Origin of the sequence: Desulfosporosinus hippei DSM 8344, from assembly GCF_900100785.1 — a bacterium.
In the GTDB taxonomy this organism is placed as follows: Bacteria; Bacillota; Desulfitobacteriia; order Desulfitobacteriales; family Desulfitobacteriaceae; genus Desulfosporosinus; species Desulfosporosinus hippei.
Map to the genome: position 1 here is coordinate 121154 of NZ_FNCP01000011.1, position 22550 is coordinate 143703.

General features: G+C 44.6%; 18 protein-coding genes. 11 read left to right on the forward strand and 7 right to left on the reverse strand.

Annotated elements, in window-relative coordinates; genetic code table 11:
• Positions 1 to 16 precede the first annotated feature (16 nt).
• On the forward strand, positions 17 to 1408 hold the full coding sequence (gene asnS / locus BLS16_RS11345) for an asparagine--tRNA ligase (protein WP_092333282.1): 1392 nt from the start codon (positions 17 to 19) through the stop codon (positions 1406 to 1408).
• Positions 1409 to 1518: 110 nt separating this feature from the next.
• Here the strand turns inward: asnS and BLS16_RS23995 are convergent, their stop codons facing one another.
• Positions 1519 to 1662, reverse strand: a complete 144-nt coding sequence (locus BLS16_RS23995) for a hypothetical protein (RefSeq protein ID WP_207649745.1) — start codon at positions 1660 to 1662, stop codon at positions 1519 to 1521.
• Between the two features lie 174 nt (positions 1663 to 1836).
• Here BLS16_RS23995 and BLS16_RS11350 point away from each other — a divergent pair, with 174 nt between their 5' ends.
• The 8 genes from BLS16_RS11350 to BLS16_RS11380 all read left to right on the forward strand — a co-directional run bounded on the left by BLS16_RS11350 (position 1837) and on the right by BLS16_RS11380 (position 9872).
• Positions 1837 to 2592 carry a GntR family transcriptional regulator gene (locus BLS16_RS11350; RefSeq protein ID WP_092333329.1) on the forward strand — a complete coding sequence of 252 codons (756 nt, stop codon included), beginning with the start codon at positions 1837 to 1839 and terminating at the stop codon, positions 2590 to 2592.
• A 21-nt stretch (positions 2593 to 2613) separates the two neighbouring features.
• Entirely contained in the window at positions 2614 to 3264 is a 651-nt protein-coding gene (locus tag BLS16_RS11355) for a cobalamin B12-binding domain-containing protein (protein WP_092333284.1), read from the forward strand.
• A gap of 296 nt (positions 3265 to 3560) precedes the next feature.
• Positions 3561 to 4358, forward strand: coding sequence for a dihydropteroate synthase (locus tag BLS16_RS11360; RefSeq protein WP_092333286.1), 798 nt, complete (start codon positions 3561 to 3563; stop codon positions 4356 to 4358).
• A 65-nt stretch (positions 4359 to 4423) separates the two neighbouring features.
• Complete coding sequence (locus BLS16_RS11365) at positions 4424 to 5596, forward strand: uroporphyrinogen decarboxylase family protein (RefSeq protein ID WP_092333288.1); 1173 nt, start codon at positions 4424 to 4426, stop codon at positions 5594 to 5596.
• Positions 5597 to 5616: 20 nt separating this feature from the next.
• Positions 5617 to 5787, forward strand: a complete 171-nt coding sequence (locus tag BLS16_RS23595) for a hypothetical protein (protein WP_014903846.1) — start codon at positions 5617 to 5619, stop codon at positions 5785 to 5787.
• Positions 5788 to 5881: 94 nt separating this feature from the next.
• Positions 5882 to 6505, forward strand: coding sequence for a cobalamin B12-binding domain-containing protein (locus BLS16_RS11370; RefSeq protein ID WP_092333290.1), 624 nt, complete (start codon positions 5882 to 5884; stop codon positions 6503 to 6505).
• Positions 6506 to 6778: 273 nt separating this feature from the next.
• Entirely contained in the window at positions 6779 to 8005 is a 1227-nt protein-coding gene (locus BLS16_RS11375; protein WP_092333292.1) for a multidrug effflux MFS transporter, read from the forward strand.
• 19 nt (positions 8006 to 8024) lie between these two features.
• Positions 8025 to 9872 carry an ASKHA domain-containing protein gene (locus BLS16_RS11380; RefSeq protein ID WP_092333294.1) on the forward strand — a complete coding sequence of 616 codons (1848 nt, stop codon included), beginning with the start codon at positions 8025 to 8027 and terminating at the stop codon, positions 9870 to 9872.
• A 720-nt stretch (positions 9873 to 10592) separates the two neighbouring features.
• On the opposite strand, the gene BLS16_RS11390 is transcribed toward BLS16_RS11380, so the two are convergent.
• The 6 genes from BLS16_RS11390 to BLS16_RS23600 all read right to left on the reverse strand — a co-directional run bounded on the left by BLS16_RS11390 (position 10593) and on the right by BLS16_RS23600 (position 18713).
• Positions 10593 to 10898, reverse strand: a complete 306-nt coding sequence (locus BLS16_RS11390) for a hypothetical protein (RefSeq protein WP_207649746.1) — start codon at positions 10896 to 10898, stop codon at positions 10593 to 10595.
• A gap of 318 nt (positions 10899 to 11216) precedes the next feature.
• Complete coding sequence (locus BLS16_RS11395) at positions 11217 to 11540, reverse strand: hypothetical protein (RefSeq protein ID WP_092333300.1); 324 nt, start codon at positions 11538 to 11540, stop codon at positions 11217 to 11219.
• A gap of 11 nt (positions 11541 to 11551) precedes the next feature.
• Positions 11552 to 16450: an RHS repeat-associated core domain-containing protein gene (locus BLS16_RS11400; protein ID WP_092333302.1), complete on the reverse strand. Its 4899-nt coding sequence runs from the start codon at positions 16448 to 16450 to the stop codon at positions 11552 to 11554.
• On the reverse strand, positions 16435 to 17745 hold the full coding sequence (locus tag BLS16_RS11405) for a DNRLRE domain-containing protein (RefSeq protein WP_092333304.1): 1311 nt from the start codon (positions 17743 to 17745) through the stop codon (positions 16435 to 16437). Before BLS16_RS11405 ends, BLS16_RS11400 begins: the two co-directional genes overlap by 16 nt.
• Entirely contained in the window at positions 17696 to 18019 is a 324-nt protein-coding gene (locus BLS16_RS11410) for a hypothetical protein (protein WP_092333306.1), read from the reverse strand. The genes BLS16_RS11405 and BLS16_RS11410 overlap by 50 nt, the downstream gene beginning before the upstream one ends.
• A 544-nt stretch (positions 18020 to 18563) precedes the next feature.
• Positions 18564 to 18713 (reverse strand): hypothetical protein, encoded by a 150-nt coding sequence (locus tag BLS16_RS23600; RefSeq protein ID WP_176786135.1) that lies wholly within the window; start codon positions 18711 to 18713, stop codon positions 18564 to 18566.
• Positions 18714 to 19163: 450 nt separating this feature from the next.
• On the opposite strand from BLS16_RS23600, the gene pcrA reads away from it, so the two are divergent.
• The gene (pcrA, locus tag BLS16_RS11415; RefSeq protein ID WP_092333308.1) at positions 19164 to 21431 is read left to right on the forward strand and encodes a DNA helicase PcrA; all 2268 of its coding nucleotides are present in this window, start codon (positions 19164 to 19166) and stop codon (positions 21429 to 21431) included.
• Between the two features lie 88 nt (positions 21432 to 21519).
• A complete protein-coding gene (locus BLS16_RS11420) occupies positions 21520 to 22452 on the forward strand; it encodes a manganese-dependent inorganic pyrophosphatase (protein ID WP_092333310.1) in 933 nt (310 codons plus the stop codon).
• Positions 22453 to 22550: the final 98 nt, after the last annotated feature.

Sequence of the window (22550 nt, forward strand, 5' to 3'; positions counted from 1 at the left end):
CTTCAGGAGGTAATCTATGCAAGCGACAACGGTTAAGGAGATTTACAGAGAGCCGAATCCTTTTCTCAATCAGAAAGTAGAATTATCTGGATGGGTTCGCACAGTGCGTACGTCCAAAACATTTGGCTTTATTGAGATAAATGACGGGAGTTTTTTTGAGAACCTTCAAGTGGTTTTTGAAGAAAGTCTTGCCAACTTTCAGGAGATAGGCAAGCTCACAATCAGCTCGGCAATTCGTGTTCAAGGAGAACTGGTTCCCTCACCGGGAGCAAAGCAACCCTTTGAGTTGAAAGCAGCAAACATCGAAATTCTTTCTGTGTCTGCGGCAGATTACCCTCTCCAAAAAAAGCGGCATACTTTTGAGTATCTGCGGACGATTGCTCATTTGCGCCCCAGAACTAATACCTTTGCGGCCGTCTTTCGTTTAAGGTCAATGATTGCCTATGCGATTCACAAGTTCTTTCAGGAAAAAGGCTTTGTCTATGTACATACCCCGATTATCACCGGCAGTGATGCGGAAGGAGCCGGTGAAATGTTTAAGGTAACGGCTCTGGATCTGGCTAATCCGCCTAAGGATAGTGAGGGGAATGTTGACTTTTCCAAAGACTTTTTTGGTCGGCTTACGAGCCTGACGGTAAGTGGCCAGCTTAATGTAGAGACCTATTGCATGGCCTTCCGAAATGTTTATACTTTCGGGCCCACCTTTCGCGCCGAAAATTCCAACACGGCCAGACATGCTGCGGAGTTTTGGATGATTGAACCGGAGATCGCCTTCGCAGATCTGACGGATAACATGAATTTAGCTGAAGAAATGATGAAATATTTAATCCAATATGCCTTGGATAATGCTCCCGAGGAAATGGCTTTTTTCAATAATTTTGTGGATAAGACCTTGTTTGAACGCTTGGAAAACATCCTCAGCTCAGAATTTGCCCATGTGACCTACACTGAGGCAGTAGAAATGTTGGAGAAAGAAGATTTTAAATTTGAATATCCCGTGAGCTGGGGAATGGATCTTCAGACAGAACATGAGAGGTATCTTACTGAAAAGATCTTTAAAAAACCTGTTTTCGTCACGGACTATCCCAAAGGTATTAAGGCCTTTTATATGCGCTTAAATGAGGACAATAAGACGGTGGCAGCCATGGATCTGCTCGTCCCCGGTGTGGGCGAAATCATTGGCGGGAGTCAACGGGAAGAGCGAATCGAGGTTTTGCAAGATCGTATGCAAGAAGCAGGGCTAAAGGCCGAGGATTATTGGTGGTACCTGGATCTACGGCGCTACGGGGGAGTAACCCATGCCGGATATGGTCTGGGCTTTGAACGGGTTATCATGTATTTGACGGGTATCGCTAATATTCGTGATGTGATCTCTTTTCCAAGAACAACAAATTCCAGTGAGTTTTAGGAGGTCTCTCAATTTCAGCTTAAGCTGAAGGAGTTCACTTGATAACAGATGTATTCATTTGAGTACATCTGTTTTATCATTTCCGACACCACTTCTATATGGGGTGTTCATTATTCTGCTGCAGTGACGAAAGCCTCCATTGGAGGGTTTCGCCGAGCCTCCTTCCCAATAAGACCACTTGGCGGCGAAGGAGGGAGAATCCATCCTAGGGCGCTAGGGTATTCGTCAAGTAGCTCTGCGCACGCCTTCGGCATATGTCTTCACTGAAGACTTATCTCACCGAACTTGTATTAAGAGTCTTGATGTTCAGCTTTAGCTGAATCAGTTTACTTGCAGAATAATCCTTATTGACAGACAAATATTGGCATGCTAGAATTAGCCAAAGTTTGAGATGTATAGACAATTACAGTTAGGAATAGGTGTTTTTGGTGATTCAAGCAGAAAAGATAGATAAGAGTTCGGTGATACCGATATACTATCAACTATTTAAGTTAATTGAGGAGCAAATACGCAAGGGGGATCTCAAACCCGGCGAGTCTTTGCCGACGGAGCATGAAATTTCTTTGCGCTTCGAGATTAGCAGAATGACGGTTCGCAGAGCTATTGCCGAATTGGTGTCAGCAGGTATGGTCTATGCCCAGCAAGGCCGAGGTACTTTTGTAGCAACACCTAAATTAGACAATATTGTTTTCGAACTGAATGACTTTAACCAAGAAATTAAAGAGCGTGGTTTAAACTGCAAGAGCACTCTCTTGGAAGCGAAAATCATTCGCGCAGATAAGGAACTTAGGGAAAGGTTTCAGGTGGGGGAAGAATCCAAGCGGTTTTTGTATTTTCGCACAGTTTTTTCCGCAGAGGATGAACGTCTTTCCTATGAAGTGAAATATACCATCTACTCTAAGAGCAGGCCTATTCTGGAATCTGAGCTTAAAGATCCGAGTCTGCCGGGTTTAATAGCGACACATACGGAATATGTGCCGATGAGCGCTAAAAAAGTTCTGCAAGTGGCGGTTTGTACTGAAGAAGAAGCTGCAATCCTGGGTATCGCGCCTAACTCGCCTGTTTTTTTAGTAGAGCAGACGATCTATGACCCAGACCTAAAACCGGTGGGTTGGAGTAAGGCAGTTTATCGAGGAGATCGATATAAATTGACAAGCTATGATGGCTGGTATAAAAAAGATTAAGCTAATTGGGGGGCTCTTAGGTTGGAAGACGAACTACAAATAGCTATGGCGGATTTAGATGAAGAAAAGACCCTGCTGCTGGTGGAAGAAAGGATTAAAGCCGGTTATTCATCGGTGGAAATCATTGAAACTTGTCGTCGGGGAGTAGAAATTGTCGGAGAAAAATATAGTGACAGTCATTATTACCTTTCGGATCTGATTATGTCGGAAGAAATACTTAAAGGGGTTATGCGTGTTTTAGAACCCTATATCCCTACCAATAACACAGTTCAGGGGCCGTCCATTGTAATGGGAACTATCGAAGGTGATATTCACGATCTTGGGAAAAATATAATTATTTACTTATTGAGGTCATCGGGGTATAAAGTTCATGATTTAGGTGTGGATGTAAAACCTGAGCGATTTATTCAAGCAGTTAACGAAACTAACGCCTCGATTTTGGGAATCAGTGTCTTGATCTCCTTTTGCGTCAGTTCTATTAAAAGAGTTGTTGACCTTTTAGATGAAGCCGGCATGCGAGATAAGGTGAAGGTTGTCGTGGGAGGGTATCCTGTTAATCAGGAAGTTAAAGAATTTACCGGCGCAGATTTCTATGCCAACGATGTAACGGAAGCCTTAAGAATTTACCGCGAAATCCTAGGAGTGGAAGAAGGTTCAGTCTCAGAGTTCTGAGACTGGCCTAAATATTTGCAAAATTCCGTATTGAATCCCAAAAAATGTTGTGATAATATTTAGAAAATATGGCTGTCTATACATTTATATAAGGTAATAATATCTAAAAAAATTTAATATATAATTTGTATAGACATCTGTACGAATATCTAATTTACTTTGAACTAAGGAGGTTGAGAACATAACTATTAGTCAAGGAGAATTAGGAGTTCGGAACAAGCTATCATGCATTCTTTGATATTATATAACTGATTTATAAGTAGTAAGAAACTGATTGTAGGGAGGGTTGAAGCAAGATGTTGATTATTGGAGAAAAGTTGAATAGCGCTATTCCAAGTGTTCGTCAGCTTATCAATGACAAAGATGTGGCAGCTATCCAGGATTTAGCTCTCAGACAAGTGGCTGCAGGGGCTGACTACTTAGATTTAAACACAGCGCAAGGGGACGAAATTGTCAACATGGAGTGGCTTGTACGAACTGTCCAGGATGTAACGGGTACCCCTTTGTGTCTTGACAGTACCTCTGCTCCGGTTATTAAGAAGGGATTGGAAACTGTCAAGGGAGATAAGAGCAAGGTTTTAATCAACTCGATTTCCTTGGAAAAGAATCGGATTGAGGAAGTACTGCCCCTAGTCCTTGAATATCAATGTCCTGTTGTGGGCTTAACCCTGGATGATGATGGGATACCCAAAACAGCGGAAGAAAGAATGGTTCTTTCTGAGAGACTGGTTGAGGTATTGACTAAGCATAACTATGATTTAGAAAAGCTTTATATTGATCCCCTGGTACTTCCTCAGGCAGTCAGTCATAATAATGCTAAAATGTTTTTTCAGTGTCTGGAGGACATCAAGAGAGTCTTAAAGGTTAAGACAGTCTCAGGACTAAGTAATATTTCATTCAATTCCCCGAAAAGGAAGGTGATTAATCGACATTTCCTAACTCTTTGCATGGCTTTCGATATGGATGCAGCTATCCTCGATCCTTTGGATAAGAAAATCATGAGCTCGGTTATCACCAATGATTTTCTGCTGGGTAAAGATCGTTTTGGCAAGAAATTTTTAAAAGCATTTCGTAGTGAACTGTTAGAAGACTAAAGATTCTTACGGGTTTATGCTGTTGGGATAAGTAAATAATGAGAAGGTAGGAGGGGTAAATCAGGATGAGTGAAAAGCAAATGCTTTATCAAAAGAGGTTAGAGCGCTACATGACGGCTATGGATTGCGGAAAGCCGGATATGGTTCCTGTTGCTTTCGGAGTCGGCGAATGGATAGCCAAATACACCGGTACTACACTCCAGGAAATTTACTATGATCTCGATAAGAGTAACAGCATTGTAAGTGAGATGCTGCCCGGACTGGATTTTGATATCTTTAAGGGCGGCCCTTCCTTATGGTGGCCACCGATGTTTGATGCTATGGGTTCTAAACTTTATAAATTTCCCGGTATCGGAGTGGAAGAAAACTCTACGTTTCAGTTTAATGAGCAAGAATATATGAAGCCAGAGGATTACGATGAGTTTATCGCCAGCCCAACGGAATGGCTGGTTAATCATTATTTGCCGAATATAAGCACTGAGTTAGAGAATCCCGGCTCTTATCGATCCACTGTAGCCTTAATCAAAGGAGCGGCAGCTTTTGCCATGCAAGGTGGAATTATGGCTCAGGCCTATGGAAAATGGACTATGGATCATGGGATTGTCGGACAAGGAACCGGCTTCACTAAAGCTCCCTTTGACACCTTGGGGGATGCTTTAAGAGGAATGAAAGGGGTGCTCTTAGATCTGCGCCGACGACCTGAGAAGGTGCTGGCTGCTTGTGAAGCTATTACTCCCCATAATGTGAATTGCGGCTTGGCGGGTGCCGGAGCAGACACTCGTTTCCCTTGTTTTGCACCGCTGCATCGGGGGGCTTATCCCTTTCTTAATCCCAATCAATGGAATAATTTCTACTGGCCATCCTTAAAAGCGACCATCGAAGGCCTCTGGGCCCGTGGTAAGAGAATGTTGTTCTATGCGGAAGGGGATTGGACTCCCTATCTGGAGAAAATTGCCGAATTGCCGGATAAGAGTATTATTTTTCAGATTGATACGACTGATCCTAAAAAAGCCAAAGCAATCCTCGGCGGCAGATTCTGTCTGCAAGGGGGTGTGCCAACAACCCTCTTAACTTATGGCACTCCGGCGAAGGTTAAAGAGCATATCAAGAGAACAATCGATGAATTAGCCTGTGATGGCGGTTTTATCTTGGATGCGGGTGGAGTTGTCATGGGGGATGCTAAGCAAGAAAACGTCATTGCCATGATTGAAGCTGCCCGAGAATACGGCGCTTATTAATTGGATAGGAGGGGTAATCAATGGCTGATAAAGATAAATTATTAAATCCAGATCCGGGTGTTTGTGTTCCTTGGGAAGTTAAGCTGGAGGAGATCGGTGAGTTCCCCGGTAATGAAGCAATTGTTAAAAAAGAATGGGAAAAGCTTGATGACTTTGCCTATAATTTTATTTGGTTTTGGGCACAGCGCTAGGATCCAGAGAGTGTTTTGAAATAGATTAGCTGATTAACTCATCCTTAAGGTTTATGCTTTAGAAAGATGATCAAAAAAGGAGTGGGGATTTATTATGCTGACAGATGCTTTATCAATCGCGATAGCGGATTTAGAAGAAGAGCAGGTAGCAGGATTGGTTAAGGAACGCTTAGCTAGCGGAGTTGCCCCCTTGGAAATAGTTAATTCGCTGCAAATGGGAATGGCGGAAGCTGGGAGTCGCTTTGAAACAGGTGAGTATTTCTTGGGTGAGCTGATCATGTGCGGTGAGATCATGCAGGATTCCATGATTGTCCTGGAACCACTGCTCATCGGAAGTAACGCGGAGTACAAAGGAAACATTGTTATCGGTACCGTCAAAGGGGATATCCATGATTTAGGGAAGAACATTGCGGTAATGCTTCTTAAAGGATCGGGTTATAACGTTATTGACTTAGGCGTTGACGTTTCTAAAGACAAATTCATTGAAGCCATTAAGGAATATAACGCCCCCTTAGTGGGAATGAGTGTTCTTTTAACCGGCTGCCAGGAATCCATAAAGGAAACCATCGATGCTATCCGGGCAGCTGGTTTAGACACTAAGGTTCTGATTGGCGGAAATTATATTGATGACCTGGTGAAAGCTCATGTGGGAGCGGATTACAGCGCTCAGGCCGCTACAGATGGGGTTAAGATTGCCGACGAAATCTTTAGTGCCTAGAATAATAATCTGATTTCACTTAACTAAGCTCGTTCAGATGGATAGAGTTTAAGGCATCAGGGGGGAGATCATCCCACCTGATGTACTTGAAACCTCCCTCCCTATATAAGTGAGGGTAATAGCAGCTGAAAATTGAACTCAATGATGATAGAGGCCTTAATAGGCCTCTACCCTCGTTATTGTGGCAAACTTGTCAAGGTGATTAAAATGGACTTTCTTTTAAGCGCCTTGAGATGTAAACTTAAACAAATGTCTTGAGAAGGAGCATACACAATGAATACCAACTTTGAACAGGCTGCAGCTAAGCCAATAACACAAAAATACTTAGGTCAAAAAGGACTAATCGTCTTAATCACTTTCTTAAGTGCCTTCATACCCTTATCAACGGATCTTTATCTGCCGGCCTTGCCCAGAATGGCAGAAAATTTTCAGGCAGCCCCGAGTTTGATTAATCTCACGCTGATATTATTCTTTATTTTCTATGCGGCAGGCTCTTTGTTCTGGGGGCCTCTCAGTGATAAGTACGGCCGGAAACGGATCTTGCTGGTAGGGCTTATTCTTTATACAGCAGCAAGTTTTCTTTGTGCCTTATCCGGCGATGTGTATCAATTAATCGGGTTTCGAATTGTTCAGGCAATTGCCAGCGGAGCGGCAACAGCAGTGGCCCAAGCTATTGTAAAGGACAGTTATTCCGGGCAAAAACGGGTATCCGTGTTGGCCTTAGTTACCTCTATGACCATGGTTGCCCCAATTGTGGCACCGGTTATCGGAGCATTGATTTTAAAGGTTACTTCATGGCGAGGAGTATTTGTTGTCTTGGCCTTGATTGGTCTGTTAATTACCCTTGCCGTGATTGCCATGGAAGAAACTATTGCTCAGCGTTCTACGGCAAGTATTCTTGAATCCTTAGGCAGATTGGGAGTCGTAGCCAAGAACCCTGGATTCATGTCCCTTTTACTGACTTTTTCCTTGATGGCCATTCCAATGATGTCCTTTATTTCATCTTCGTCCTATATTTATGTGAATCAATTCGGTTTAAGTGAGCAGGTCTACAGCTATTTTTTTGCAGCGAATGCCTTTTTCATGGTGGTTGGTCCTTTGCTTTATATGAGAAGCACCAGGTTTATTAAACCCGTTAAACTGATTACAGTCAGCTATGTCGTCGCCTGTATCAGTGGGGGATTAATTAGCACCGTTGGTGTAAACAGTCCTTGGCTGTTTGCCTTGTCCTTAATCCCTGCGACTTTTATGGGCAGTATTACTCGCCCACCAAGTGCCAATTTGATGCTCGAGCAGCAAAAGGGAGACACCGGGGCAGTGGTATCCCTAATGTCTTTTGCTTTTACAATCTTTGGCAGCATAGGCATGATCCTTATTTCCTTGGATTGGGCTGATCGAGTTCGGGTTATGGGACTAATGTATGTGTTGTTTGCTTTGCTAAGTTTAATAATGTGGCAGGGGATTTCTAAGAAAGCCTATGTTCAGAAGGTTATTCAATAGCCAAAGGAGGGTGTTAACGATGATCAAGGTCACTTTCTTGCCGTCAGAAAAAGTTACCCAAATCTCCAAAGGGACATCAATTCTGCAAGCTGCCATCTCCGCGGGGGTGCAAGTTGTCAGCACTTGCGGAGGTAAGGGAACCTGTGGTAAATGTAAAGTGCAAATTTCGTCGGCAACACCTACACATGTAACCGAAATTAAACTTTCAGAAAATAAAAAGAAGTTCCTAAGTGCTGCAGAGTTGGCCGAGGGCTGGGTATTGGCTTGCCAACAGCTCATCACAGAGGATATGACCATAAGAGTTCAAGCAGAGCAGGCTGCTAACCAACGAAAAACTGACTTTGCTGCCGAGCTTAAGATAAAACCGGCTCCAGGAGTTGAGAAAGTTTTCTTGCAAATGGCGAAGCCCAGTGTCGAGGATCAGACACCGGATTGGCAGAGACTTGTTGCAGCTTTGCCGAACCAGGGAATTAAGTTTAATCGGAGAGTGGCGGCTTCCCTGCCCAGACTGTTAAGAGAGAGTGATTATCAGGTTACTGCTGTGTTGGCTGGAGAAAGACTCCTAGCTGTAGAGCCGGGTAATACTTCAAGGCGCTGCTACGGAGTAGCCATAGATGTGGGAACGACGACGGTAGTCGCCTACCTAATGGATCTGATTTCAGGAGCGCTAGTCAACAGCGGGGCAGTGACCAATCCTCAGCAAGTCTATGGTGCGGATGTGATTTCCCGGATTACCCATGCAGCCAGCGGAAAGAATCAATTGGGAGAGCTGCAAGAAAAAGTTATCGAAGCTCTCAATTCACTGATTAGGAAGCTGTGCCAAGAAAGCGGGATAGCTAAAGAAGAAATATATCAGGCTATGGTGGTAGGCAATACTACCATGGCCCACTTGTTTCTGGGAATTGACCCCACGTATTTGGCTCCGGCTCCCTTTATCCCAGTCTTTAGAGATACGGTAGACGTTCAAGCGGATGAGCTGGGATTAGATATTTTAGCCACCGGCAGAGTAAGCGTCCTGCCCAATGTGGCCGGGTATGTAGGCTCGGATACAGTGGGTGTAATGTTAGCCGCAGGGGCAGATCGTTTGCCAGGTATCAGCTTAATTGTTGATATTGGGACGAATGGTGAAATAGTCCTGTCGGGAAAGGGGAGAATTCTTACTTGTTCGGCTGCCGCCGGGCCGGCTTTCGAAGGTGCAGAGATAAAGTATGGGATGCGTGCCGCCGAGGGAGCTATCGAAGGTGTGCGCTTAGGTGAGGATGTTGAACTAGAAATTATCGGAGGGGGCAAGCCGCGAGGAATATGCGGCTCCGGTCTGATCGATGCTATTGCCGAACTGCATAGGGCGGGGGTTATCGGGCCTACAGGACGGTTTGCCGCTGAATCCGCCCAACTTGAGAAGCTGCCCCCTTTGCTGCGCCAACGCTTACGCAAGGCTGAGCGAGCCAGCGAGTTTGTGCTGGTCTGGGGAATGGATTCGGAGACCGGAGAAGATATAATCCTTTCGCAAAAAGATATTCGGGAAATGCAGCTGGCTAAAGGGGCAATTATGGCAGGGATTAGGATTCTCAGTCTGGAGATGGGGATTAATTTGCAGGAGATTGACAGAATCCTGCTGGCCGGAGCCTTTGGCAATTATATTAGAAAGGAAAGTGCAGTGGAGATTGGTTTGCTGCCGTCCTTGCCTATCGAGCGGATTATGTCCATTGGGAATGCGGCAGGAGATGGGGCGAAAATGGCTTTACTGTCGGTTGAAGAATGCTCAAGGGCAGAATCACTGGCTAAGCGAGGGGAGCATGTGGAACTGTCTACTAGAAAGGAATTTCAGAAAGAGTTTTTGAAAGGACTGGATTTTAAAAGAGTCTGAGGGGCGGATATATAGTAAGCTGTTAGTGGCAAGAAGGTAAGCGGGTTGGGCAGATGGGGTTGTCCGAAAAACGAATGCGCATTCGTTTTTCGGACAACCATGATGTGTAAGAGGCGGGTTATAGCTATTTCTATTGGATCAACCTCCCTATGAGGAGCAGGTAGCGGAAGGGGTTAGGCAAGTTAAGAGCGAAACAGGGATTGGTCCTATCGCAGTTGCTTTGATCCTTGGGTTTGGGCTTCATTTTGACTATCAAAGTTATGGTGATGGTAATCGATTCGTCTCAAGCAGACGTAAGGTCCCTTACTCTCTTCCCCCTTCAGGATAACCCTATTGTTACAGACAGTTGTCAAAATAGCCGGAAAAGATCCGGTCAGTCTATCTACAAAGTGTTCTTCTACTAGCTTATGTCATAGAACGGATGAGTGTTCCCGACACAATTTCTCTTAAATCCATCCCAGGGGCTCTAACATCATGTACTGTCGAACAAAGGAATGGGGGCTACACTACATCGCCCATAATTTGAGAAAGATGGCGACCTTCAGTGAGCGATGGCTGCCATCTTTCATTTTTTGTGTTTTTATCGTTGCACTCTATCATATTAATACTGGCGAAGAGAACGTTAGTTCCAAAGTTAGCACGTCCCCTTTTCGTGTATACTAGAAGATCTTTAAGGTCATTTTCACCCTAGCACGGCATAACTTTTAATGATTATTTTATTTAGACGCCTAACATCGCCCATCTAAGGTTAAACAGGAAATGATAGTTATCAAGAAAAGTAATTGTGGCCAAAAAGTCTCCCTGTTTGAAATAATAAGACACAGTTCCATCTTTCTCTTCTTGCTTCATGTGGAATTTCCAACCGTTTTTCTCTAACTCCTTATTATAATGCTTGTATGCTTCGCTAAATGGAACAGTACTTTCATAAAACCCATTAAGACTAACTAAGCCATCCTTTATAACAGAAGACGAATCATATTGTTTTGCTCCAGATAAAGGGGTAATCATGTTTAATTGGTTTCTCAATTCCGGCTCAATTTTTAAAGCTTTTTCTCATCCAATTAAAGTAACAATACTAAAATATAATAGACCTAGACCAAAAAATATATATCCAATAGTACTAATTTTTACTTTTTTAAACAAATCAGTTAACCTCCACTTAAAAATGGGGAATTATTGGGCCTGCAAAAATTCCAGGGTATAACCTGCCTGCAAACTTTGTATTCATTAAGCTGAACCCCATCCACCAACTTGTTGGGGGAATAGAGAAAGGCGTATTTTAACCCTATTCCGTCTTCTCGGATACAACAGCAGGAAATTATAGCTTATAGTTGAGATTTACAATCATTTTTTCGTTTTTTTATTTCTGTTTTTAGTTTCGATAAGTTCAAGTTGTGGTATGATAACCCTTTTATACCATATAGGAACAAAATAATAAGCGATCAAAGGTAAAATAGCAATAATTACCCAAGGCCAGTCGGGCTGCGAGTTTACTTTAAACACCATAACCAATACGGCTAAACAACATGGTATTGAGCTCAAAGCAACCGTTATTCCAACAATTTTGTCCTTAGTGATTTGAGTGAATCGACTTAGAAATACATATGATGATATGGTCAAAAATGCTGTAATGCCAAATAAAAAATAGGGCAAGATCTTTAGAAGCATAGTAATCTCCTTCAATTCCAGCTTGCAGTAACTGCACTTAGCGGTATATTAAACGCAAAACCTGTGGCCATAGCTGCATTGTATAATTCGGTCCCTATTAGATGGGACGCTCCCCCAAGAATCGGTACCGAAAGAAATCCAGTTAAACTTATTGCTAGATTACCCCAGGTACCATGAACCTGATCTCCGATTAACATCATTCCCAAGGTGGTAGCTACACCAACTATTGCAGCGACCGGAATAATAATACCGGCCGTTGATATTAAGGTTGCTGATCCAATGGCTACACCAACTATACCTGCTGTGCTCGCTCCAATACTAGCGACAGTGGCCCCGCGATTGATTAATAACAAAGTATTATTAATTACTTGTTTAGTGTCATCAGAGGTAGAATGCACTTGTGTCATTCCTGATTTCTGGTCAAAGGAAACAGGCGCAGGCATTGGTGTAGAGTAACTTCCTGTCGGGTGGAGACCCTGTTTTTGATACTCAGTATAAACCCCCAAATCCATCCCAGGCGCTCCTACATCATGACCCGTAGGATCAACAAAACTAACGGGATTCCCATGAGCATAAGCATATCGATTTATACTTTGGGGATCATTAGCTCTGCCTTTAAACGTATCCTTCGTCAAAAACCTGCCAATTCCTGCATTGTAGTACCTGGCATTCAGGAAATACAACCCGGTTTCCTGATCATACCGATATCCCGCATAAGTGTAGGCATTGTTGAACCCTGGGTCATTGTTGATGTCAACTGTGTTTCCGCCGTTTGGACCCCCATCCCTCACACTGATAACATTCCCATAAGGATCGTAAGCATACTGTCTGTACACAGCTCCATTGGAATCCGTCACCGCCACAACATCCCCATGGGCATTGTAATGGTAGTAATAGTAGTTGTAATAGTCTCCAACGGGACGATAAATATAGATTGAGAGCAGTTTTCCTTCCGGAGTTCGGGTATAGCGGGCGGTAATTTTATTAGCATACTGATTGGTGGTCTCGTACATCAGCTGACCATTAAAATAATGATAAGTTATGGTCTCCGATCCCACGGTTTTCGTGAGACGCTGGCCATCCCCATCATAAGTGTAACTAGCAATGACAGTACCTGCTCCGTTTTTCACGCTGGTTAAACGGTTAGCCTCATCATAGACATATTGCTGGGTTTTGCCGTTAACTGTCAGTTTGGTCAGATTCCCGTTGGCATCATAACTCACATTACTCGCCGACCCGTTGAGAGAACTGATCTTATTATCCCCATCATAAGCAAAGGTATTTGTCTGCCCGCTGGGCAGCTCCATGGATTTGAGGTTTCCCGCCGGATCATAGCTGTAATCCAAAGTGTACTGGGTTCCAGCATCCGTGATCTCGGCTTGGGTTAAGCGGTTAAGCTTTTCAGTTCCGGCATTGTAAACATACTTTGCTGTTGGACTGCCCGGGCCTTGGCCCTTGATTTCTATGAGCCGGCCATCGTCATCATATTTATAGGTGCTCGAAATTCTTGTGTTATAGTCATTGCCGGGTTTGAAGGTAGAGGTAACAATCAGCTGATTTCCTTCATTATAATCGAATCGATCCTCCACACCATTGGGATTGGTCTGCAACTTCAGCTTGCTGCCCTCATCGTACTTAAAGAGAGTGTCTTTGCCCGCTGCCGAGACTTTTTCCACCAACTTGTTGGGGGAATAGACAAAGGCGTAGAGGACGTCTGGATTGGATAGATACTTAAGGTTAAAGCCCAGGAGTTGATCCGTCTTAGAATACATTCCTCCCGGTGAAGGTTCCTTGATACTTCCAACAAAAGCGCCGTCGGTCCCCTTTTCGATGGAGCTGATCAGATTTCCTACCTTATCGTAATCATAGTCGAAAGTATAAAGGGTTTGGCCAGTGAGTGTTTTAGAAGCCGTTGCCTGCTTGCGCCGACCTTCTAGGTCATAGCTGAAGCCATAGGTTTCCTTATCGGATAATTTGAGAGACTTAAGCAAACCTAAGGGATCGTAGTCTAAGCTGACGGTGCTGCCGCCGGCATTGGTTTTTTGAGTGAGCCGGCCATTGGCATCGTAGGCATAACTGCTGACAATGGCGTTGGCGGCATTCTTCTCAGCCTTGAGATTGTTCTTGTCATCATAGACGAAGGAACTTTGATTGTAGATCGTACCTGAGGGAGCTTTGGTGTTGACACTTAAGACGTTGCCGTTGGCATCCAGGCCGTAGGTGGTTAAGTTGTCGGCGTTGTCCGTAACGGTGCGCAAGCGCTCCTGGCCGTCATAGGCGTAGCGGATGACTTCTCCGCTTGGGGAAGTGACGGAGGTGGCTTGTCCATAGGCGTCGTTCCTCCCATAGCTGACTGTTTTATTGAGCTGATTGGTGGTGTTGACAACATAATTATTCGAGGAATCATAGTTTGAGGTAACCACTTCCCGACCATACCCGAAGCGAATATTGTCAAACTTAGCAACCCCTTGAGCGCTGGTCACGTCTAAGCGGACTTTGGCGGTTCCGTTGACGGGAGAGTTAAAGGGTACAACATACTTGGCCAGGTCTGATTTTTCATAAATAACTTTGGATTTAAAAGTTTGAACATAAGTCCCGGCTTGATTGTAGATAAGAACCTGCAGGGAAGCACCATTGCCAGAAGCGGCGGTCAAGGGATCGGTGCTGAGATTTCCGCTTAGGGTATAGTCTTGCCCTTGTTTAACGGGGATCAGGGTTTGAGATTCCAGGTAGCTGCTGCCGGTGGAGGGGAGACTGATGGTTCCCACTTCTGATATGACGTCTGCATAGCTGCTGGAGCGAACCCATTTGGAAAGTCCGTTGACAAAGGAGGAGTTTTGCAGAGAGTTATACCCTCGGATCTGCGGGCTTTGTTCAAACTGGAGGTTGTCGAAGTAACCGGTGGCTCCTTGATAAGTGATGGCCATGATCCGGGCATAGACTGCATTAGCTGGCGGTTGAATATCTGTCGCCGTATAGTGATTCCACTTGTCGCTTTGGTTTGGGTCATTGACCTGAATATACAGGTTGGAGCTTGGATTTTGGGTGGGCTGTTGAGAGGCATCGTACCAGTAGATATAGACGACAGCCCCTGAAGACGTACCACTCGCCAGCGTGGCTTTAATATCCCCGCTGAGGATATAGCTACCCTTGGCTTTGTCGGCGACACTGATAAAGCCTGTCCACTGGTAGGTATTGTGGTTTGTTCCCGAATTGAGCTTTAAGACTCGGCTTCCGCCGTAAGGGGCGTTCGGATCCTCCTCGCTGAGATTAATGCTGTCTGCTGGTGCCACACGGGCCCATTCCAAGGGCTGGCTGTTGCTGTCCACTTCGTTAAACCCACTGTTGTAAATTCGGTTATCCGCTATCCCCAGCAGATTAGATTCCATCGTCAGGTTTCCGGCACTATAGGTGTAGGCTTTGGAGTTGCCGGCCTGGTCGGTTTGGGTTTGATTGTCTAGCCTTACCGGATCCCAGGCGTTCTGAACGTTTTTGCCGTCTGCTTGAGTTATTGTTTTCAGGCGATTTCTATAGTAATCATAGCTGGTTTCTCTCCCGTTAGGATCTGTTGTAGGCTCTGTGGCCTTGGTCATATTCCCAAAGGCATCATACTTATAGTTGTAGGTGTTTCCTAAGGGTGTGGTGAGACTTGTTAGCTGGTCTGCGGCATTCCAGGTCATGCGGGTGGCTGAATTAACACCGCCTGGATCGTTGATCACGGCTATGGGGTTGCCATAATTATTGTGCACATATTGAGTGACATCCCCCAGGGGAGAGGTAACCCAGCCATCCCCGCCGAAGCCGATCTCTGTATGACCATGGAACTCGGCTGCGGCTGCTCCTTCGACCAGTTGGGCCTCGTCGAAATAGGCATCTCCGCCAAAATGGGTGCTGTCATGGTCCGCTTGCATGTAGACCCTCAGGTAAGCCGCATTGGCTTGGGTGGTCACACTTAGGGATTGTTTTGTCCAGTCCTTCGTTCCTGTGAGAGCAATGGACCGTGTATCCTTCCAGGTGGAATCCAGAATGGTACCGTTAACATCCGTCTGTACAGTGTTGAGAAAGGCTCTGCCGTTAAGAGCACCGGTTTTCAGCTGAGCGCTTAGGTTGTAGGCTGTAGAGGGTTTAATCGGAATTGTTTGTTGCACATAGAGAAAGCTCTGGCTAGACCCTGGGTAAACTGTTGGACTGCTTTGGATGTGCACACTGCCTTTACCCATTGTGGCGTTTGTGGAGTCTTCGGTGATACTTCCATAATCGTAATCAACCTTTTCTTCCCAAGAGTCGAGATTACTGCCGTAGCCTGCTTCAAAGCTGGGGTTGCCCAGCAGATTGATTTCTCCGACACTGGCAATGCGGTTGAGGTTATCATAAGTCAGATAATAGGGTGTGCCATTTTTATCCATCATGAACCGCAGTTGACCCTTGTCCCAGCTGTACTTAAGGTTGGAATCACCATAGACGGCATCTTTATAAGTGACTTGGGTCAGGTAACCGCCCGTATAATTGTAGGTTATCTTTACCTGACCGGTATGGTCTTTCAAAGAAGCCACGGTACCGTTAACAAGGGTTAATTCCACCACCCGGCCGGAAGCATCGGTTAAGCGGATTTTGTCCCCGGCTCGGGTAATACTCGTGGTATTTCCTTTGCCGTCCAGAAGGCGAATCACCTTGCCATCCACGGCAAAGACAACACTGGGGAGCTCGGCCTGATAACCGCCGCTTTCATTGATCTCCTGAAGAGAGAAGGTTCCGTCAGGGTTCTTATAGAGCTGAACCGGGTAATTATCCGGGGCGGCATAGGTTTGTCCGTCGCTTTTGAGCATGAAAGGACGTTCCGTCCCGGCTGAATCCAGGAGCACCTTTCCCCAGGGTTTATCCACGAGCTGCATATCTAAGTTGGAAAACATTTTTTGCCGAAAATTCCCTCAAGAGCTCCCCGGCTGTTATAGGTTCTCGTAACGCTGTTGGGAATTCCTCGGCCCGGCAGGGAGAAATCTACCACAGAGCTGATGAAATTTCCGTTATCCGTGTTGGCGGAACCGACGGGTGTGTTGGCATAACTCCAGTAAGGGTTTAACCCCGTTTGGTCGGTGATATAGGTGATGGAGAGAAAGGGCTGATTGGTTCCGTAATTGCTTGTGCGATAGAAGAATAAGGGATTGCCTTCCTGGTTATGAGCAACCATGAAGCCGTTGTTGCTCAAACCGCCATTATACCAGCCTTTGACGATAGACCAGACGTTAAAGTTAACCCAGCCTATGTGGCTGCCAGGAACGGTAATGAGTGAGGCTCTGGTTTCTTCGTTATCTTGATCAACGTCAGGTTTATTACTCCAAGTTATCTCTAGGGGATTCCAGGCAGTTTTGATTCTAAAGGCAGCCAGGTCCTGAGCTTCACTGGTCGTTGTATATTTGTAAAGAGAGAAGATACTGTCTGTAACGATAGCACCCGTCGGAAGGCCGGGGAGAGGAAATTTGATCAACGAGCGGGTTGCACCAAGTTGGGTATCCCAGCCCGTGGTCATATAAGGGCTGTTGTAATATTTGTAAGAGCTGTTGGATGCTATATAGGTATCAATTCCGTTGGCTCCCACATCGGCTGTAATGTTTTCGTTGGAAATAATCGGATCCACAATGATGGGAAAGGATCGCTCAGGATCATTTAACCAGGTTAGATCAGCCACGATATCCAGGACATACTGATTTGGTTTTTCAGAAGGAGTAAGAGTTACTTTTGCTGCATTACTGATTTGCTGTTTTTGGTCGATCATATAGGCTGGAGGTAAGGTTAACTGGGTCTCTCCGGTGGTTTCATCCTGTAAGGCGATACTGCCATCTTCCAGGGCTTGGGGCTTTAAGCCTTTAGTTTCCAGGATGAATTTAAAGGAATTGGGGGCTGCCTTGTCTTTGAGGATAATATTTTCCTTGAGTCCATCGGAATAAGGAAGGTACTCTAAATCTGTAGACGGAAGCAAGTTGGGGTAGGTAACTGAAGTGTCGGTTTTAACGACATCAACCTTCTGAACTTTATCCATCTTCCAGGCAATCTCGTGGTTCGCATCCAGAATAACCTTGACAAGGATGTCCGAGGCAGAATGATCGGCGAATTGAGTCTGAAATCCGTTGGCCTCGTTTTGGGCGGCAAAGCCCGCCTTAGCAGGGAACCACTTTATTGGAGATATCCTGCCATTTTCCCTTGGCATCCAGATAATGTCTGCTGCTCTTCGAGGTTTCGGCAGTAAAGCTGCCATCACTGTTTAGATAGTGTTTGGTGTACTTGTCCCGCTTCTCGGTGAGTTCCCGAACTTTCGTTGCATTTTTGTTAAGCTTTTTTTCGCTGATGGCTTGTTCTGTCTTAGAAACGTTGGTTAAACCTGCCTTAGCTGCGGCCGCAAGCGTCAGTTGTGGGGCGATTCCTAAGGAAAGCATGCACAATGACAGGATGCCGGAGATTAATTTTGTTCTTTGTCTACCCAAGACGTCTCCTCCTTGATGAATAAAGTCTCTCGGTTTTGACCGAGGAAGTGGGCCGAAGCACCATCCTTCTTCTATTTGTGAGAATTTTGTTATAAAAATGTGAGGAATTTGTCGAGACCTTATACAATTCGTTTTTTATAGGAGATTCCTTTTTTTATCGGATAAGTAATTTATTCCAAATTGAATAAGTCTTATCAATCTTAAAAAGAAGAGAGTCTGAGGGCAGATGATATATAGTAAGAAATTAGTGGACAAGACAGGTAAGCGAGTTTGACAGACGGCTTGTCCGAGAAACGAATGCGCATTCGTTTCTCGGACAACCCTAATGTAAGTTCCGAACTACATCTATCTCTATTCGGCTAACCTCACTGTGAGGGGTCAGAGCGGAAGCGATCCGGCAGGTAAGACGCTGCGGCGACAGCCAAACCCCTTTAGGGAAAAGGGTATTGATTAAAAAGTCAGGGAATTAATGAATTAATGATAGAAATGAGATTGCCCTGGGCTGCTCTAAGCAACTCAGGGCAATCTTTAGTTAAGAACTCAATTATCTTTGTTCCTGTGAGGGGGCAATGGACCGTGTATCCAAAACAGGTAAGCGAGTTTGACAGACTACTTGTCCGAAAAACGAATGCGCATTCGTTTTTTGGACAACCCCGATTTGTAAAAGCCGGGTTACAGCCGAAATCACCAGCATAATCCAACCACCTTCATTCTGTCTGAGAAGTTTTATCCTTTTATCTGAAAAAATTGCAAAGATGAATAAGAATCGGCAGCTTGGCAAAATTTACGAGGTTAATGGAAAAGACTCTCCATTAACCTTATTTATGTTGATATGTTATAATTTTAGAGGTGCTTAAGCCCTTAGCTCCTATTAACCTATTTTCTTGGCTGGCTTTATGGGCTTTTGCGGATATTTCAGCACCTATTTAGAGGGTGGGGACAATTTTTTAGAGCCGTCGAGCCTAATATGGGGGATGATCGTTTGTAATTGAAAGGAAATCAGCTCTAATTTTAGTTTGTTTCTGGGGTTTCTTAACTTTTGCTATTGTAAATAATTATTGTGATATCTCAAATTGAACATGACTGTTAGTAAAACAGGCAATACAGTATGTTATAATAAGTACAAGAAGTGAGGTGAAGTGGTCTGTACCGTTTAGAAGATTTAAACCCAGTACAGCGGGAGGCTGCTGAGCATAAAGAAGGGCCGCTTCTAATTCTAGCGGGGGCTGGTTCGGGAAAAACCCGCGTGCTTACCTATAGAATTGCCCATTTAATTGCTCAAGGGGTAGAACCAGGTGAGATTTTAGCGATTACCTTTACGAATAAAGCAGCCAAAGAGATGCGGGAACGAGTGAGCACCTTGCTGGGCAGTGAGGGCTACGGACTTTGGGTTACCACATTCCACTCGGCCTGTGTTCGTATTCTTAGACGTGAGATTGATAATTTGCCGGGGTATAACCGGAATTTTGTCATCTATGATACAGGGGATCAACAATCCGTAATTAAAGCTTGCTTAAAAGAGCACGATTATGATGAAAAGAAATTCCCGGTACGCAGTGTGGCTGCAGTGATTAGTGATGCCAAGAACAAGCTCCAGGATCCGGAAGAGTTTTCCTATAAGGCAGCCAGTTATTTTGAACAAAAAGTTGTAGATATTTATCGTTCTTATCAGAAGCGACTTAAGAGTAATAATGCTCTTGATTTTGATGATATTATCATGCTCACAGTACAGCTCTTTCAGCAGAGCGATCAGGTCTTTAGGTATTATCAAGATAAATTCCGCTATATCATGGTGGATGAGTATCAAGACACCAACCATGCGCAGTATATGCTGATTAAGCTCTTAGCCAGTGAGTACCGCAATCTCTGTGTGGTGGGCGATGATGATCAATCGATCTATCTATGGAGAGGTGCGGATGTTAAAAATATCCTGGACTTTGAGCGGGATTATCCTGAAGCCAAAGTTATCAAACTGGAACAAAATTATCGCTCCACCCAGAACATTCTTAATGCAGCTAATGCCGTGGTGCAAAATAATGAATCCCGCAAAGAAAAATCCCTTTGGACGGAAAACACACAGGGGCAAGCAGTAGTGTGTTATGTAGGGTCTGATGAGCGAGATGAGGCCAGTTACGTGGTGAATCGCATTCAACGGATGCACGAGTTAGAGGGACGTCCCTACAATGATTTTGCCATTCTTTATCGTACCAATGCTCAATCACGAGCTTTGGAAGACCTTTTAATGAAAGCCGCTACCCCTTATCGAGTTTTTTCGGGGTTAAAGTTCTATCAGCGCCTGGAGATCAAGGATATCCTAGCCTATTTGCGAGTGCTGTATAATCCGGCAGATCAGGTGAGCTTTTCCCGGGTTTTGAATGTGCCTAAACGTGGCCTGGGAGACACCACTTTGCAAAAGATTTTAGAATACGCCAACGAGCAAGAAATGCCTGTCTTAGATGCAATATTAGAGGCTGAATATATTCCTGAGTTAACAGCACGAGCCAAGAAACCCTTAATCGCTTTTGCCCATTTAATGCAGAACCTGGTCAGCTTTGCCCGGGAGGCCAGTGTCTCGGATCTGGTAGAAGAAATTTTGAACAAGACCGGTTATAAGGGGATCTTAGAGGCAGAAAACACTCCGGAAGCAGAGACTCGCCTGCAGAACCTTATGGAGTTTCTTTCCGTTACTTCAGAGTATGATGCTAAAGCAGCTCAAGCTGCCCAAAATGACTTGAATGATGGAATTGAGCAAGAGAATATCCCTCCTTTGAGCGGGTTTTTAGAAGAGGTTTCTTTAGTAGCAGATATCGATGAATTGGATCAAGCTGAAGAAGCCGTGGCTCTGATGACAATGCATAGTGCTAAAGGGTTAGAATTCCCGGTGGTTTTTGTGGTTGGGATGGAAGATGGGATTTTTCCCAGCAGCCGTTCCCTGATGGAACCCACTGTCTTAGAGGAAGAACGCCGCCTTTGTTATGTCGCCATCACCCGAGCGAGGGAAAAACTTTACCTGTGTAATACGGAAATGCGGATGCTTTATGGCAAGACGCAGTATAATCAGCCTTCTCGCTTTTTGATGGAGATACCGTCGGATTTAATGACGGATATAGACCCACTTGATCCGCCAAAACGTCGTCTGACAACTCCCGCCAAATCAGCAGATCGACGGGAGAGAATGTTGGATCGCAAGATCCCATTGGGATCAGGGTCGTGGGAAAAGGATTTTGGGAGTAAGCTGGTCATTGAAGGGGGTGAGGCGCATCATATAGGAGATAAAGTGGAACACGCGAAGTTTGGTCGAGGTATTATTGTCTCCATTAAAGGAGAAGGAAATCAGGCAGAACTTACAATTGTTTTTGACAGTGGAATTAAGAAATTAATAGCTGAGTATGCGAATTTAACAAAACTGTAAAATTCCTTGGTGAAAAGCCGTCAGCTAATTTTCTATATTCACTGTGCTGTTCAAAAAAATTTAAGAGAAGAAAGGTTTAGGTGTAATTATGTCAGATAAGATTTTTATTGTTGGACACAAAAGCCCGGATACTGATTCAGTTTGCTCTGCAATTGCTTTAGCTCGTTTAAAAGAGCTCACAGGGACTGCCGATGTTGTTCCTTGCTCAGCTGGAAAACTCAATAAAGAGACTGAGTATGTTCTCAACTTCTATGGTGTTGCTGTTCCTCAAGTATTGGAGTCCGTTGAAGCTGGTCAAAAATTAGTTCTCGTTGACCACAACGAGTGGGGCCAAGCAGTCGCTGGCGCTGAACAAGCTAAACTTATCGAAGTTATTGACCATCACAAAATCGGTGGTCTGCAAACTGCAGATCCTATCCATATTCGCATCGAGCCCGTTGGCTCAACATGTTCCATCGTGGCTAAAGCTTACAAAGAGCAAGGGGTAGTCTTAGAAAAACCAATCGCTGGAATCTTACTTGCTGCTATTCTTTCTGACACTGTAATCTTCAAATCCCCTACCTGCACAGAGGAAGATAAAGCAATCGCTGCTGAATTAGCTGCTATCGCTGAAGTTGATCCTAAGACCTTTGGTATTGATATGTTCAAAGCTTCCTCCAACATTGCAGAGCGTACTCCACAAAGCATGATTGAGGAAGACCTCAAAGCTTTCACCATGGGAGCTCACAAAATCGGTGTTGGACAAGTCAGCTTAATGGGTATGGACGGCTTCGAAGATGTTCGTGCTAACCTAACAGCTGCTATTGAAGCACATCGTGTAGCTAATGATATGAAATATCTTTGCTTAATGGTTACAGATATTTTAACTGACTACACAGAGCTGATTGTTAAAGGGGACAACCCTGAAGAAGTAGCTAAAGCCTTCGGCAAAGAGATTGTCAATGGAAGCGTTCCTCTACCGGGCGTTCTTTCCCGTAAGAAGCAAGTTGTACCACAAATGACCACATATTTCCAAGGCTAATCAGATACCTGAGCTTGCTTTGGATTAATAAGAAAAAAGGGGTTGTAACTAACTTAAAAGTTAGTTACAACCCTTTTTGTACTAGGGGGAAGCCAAAG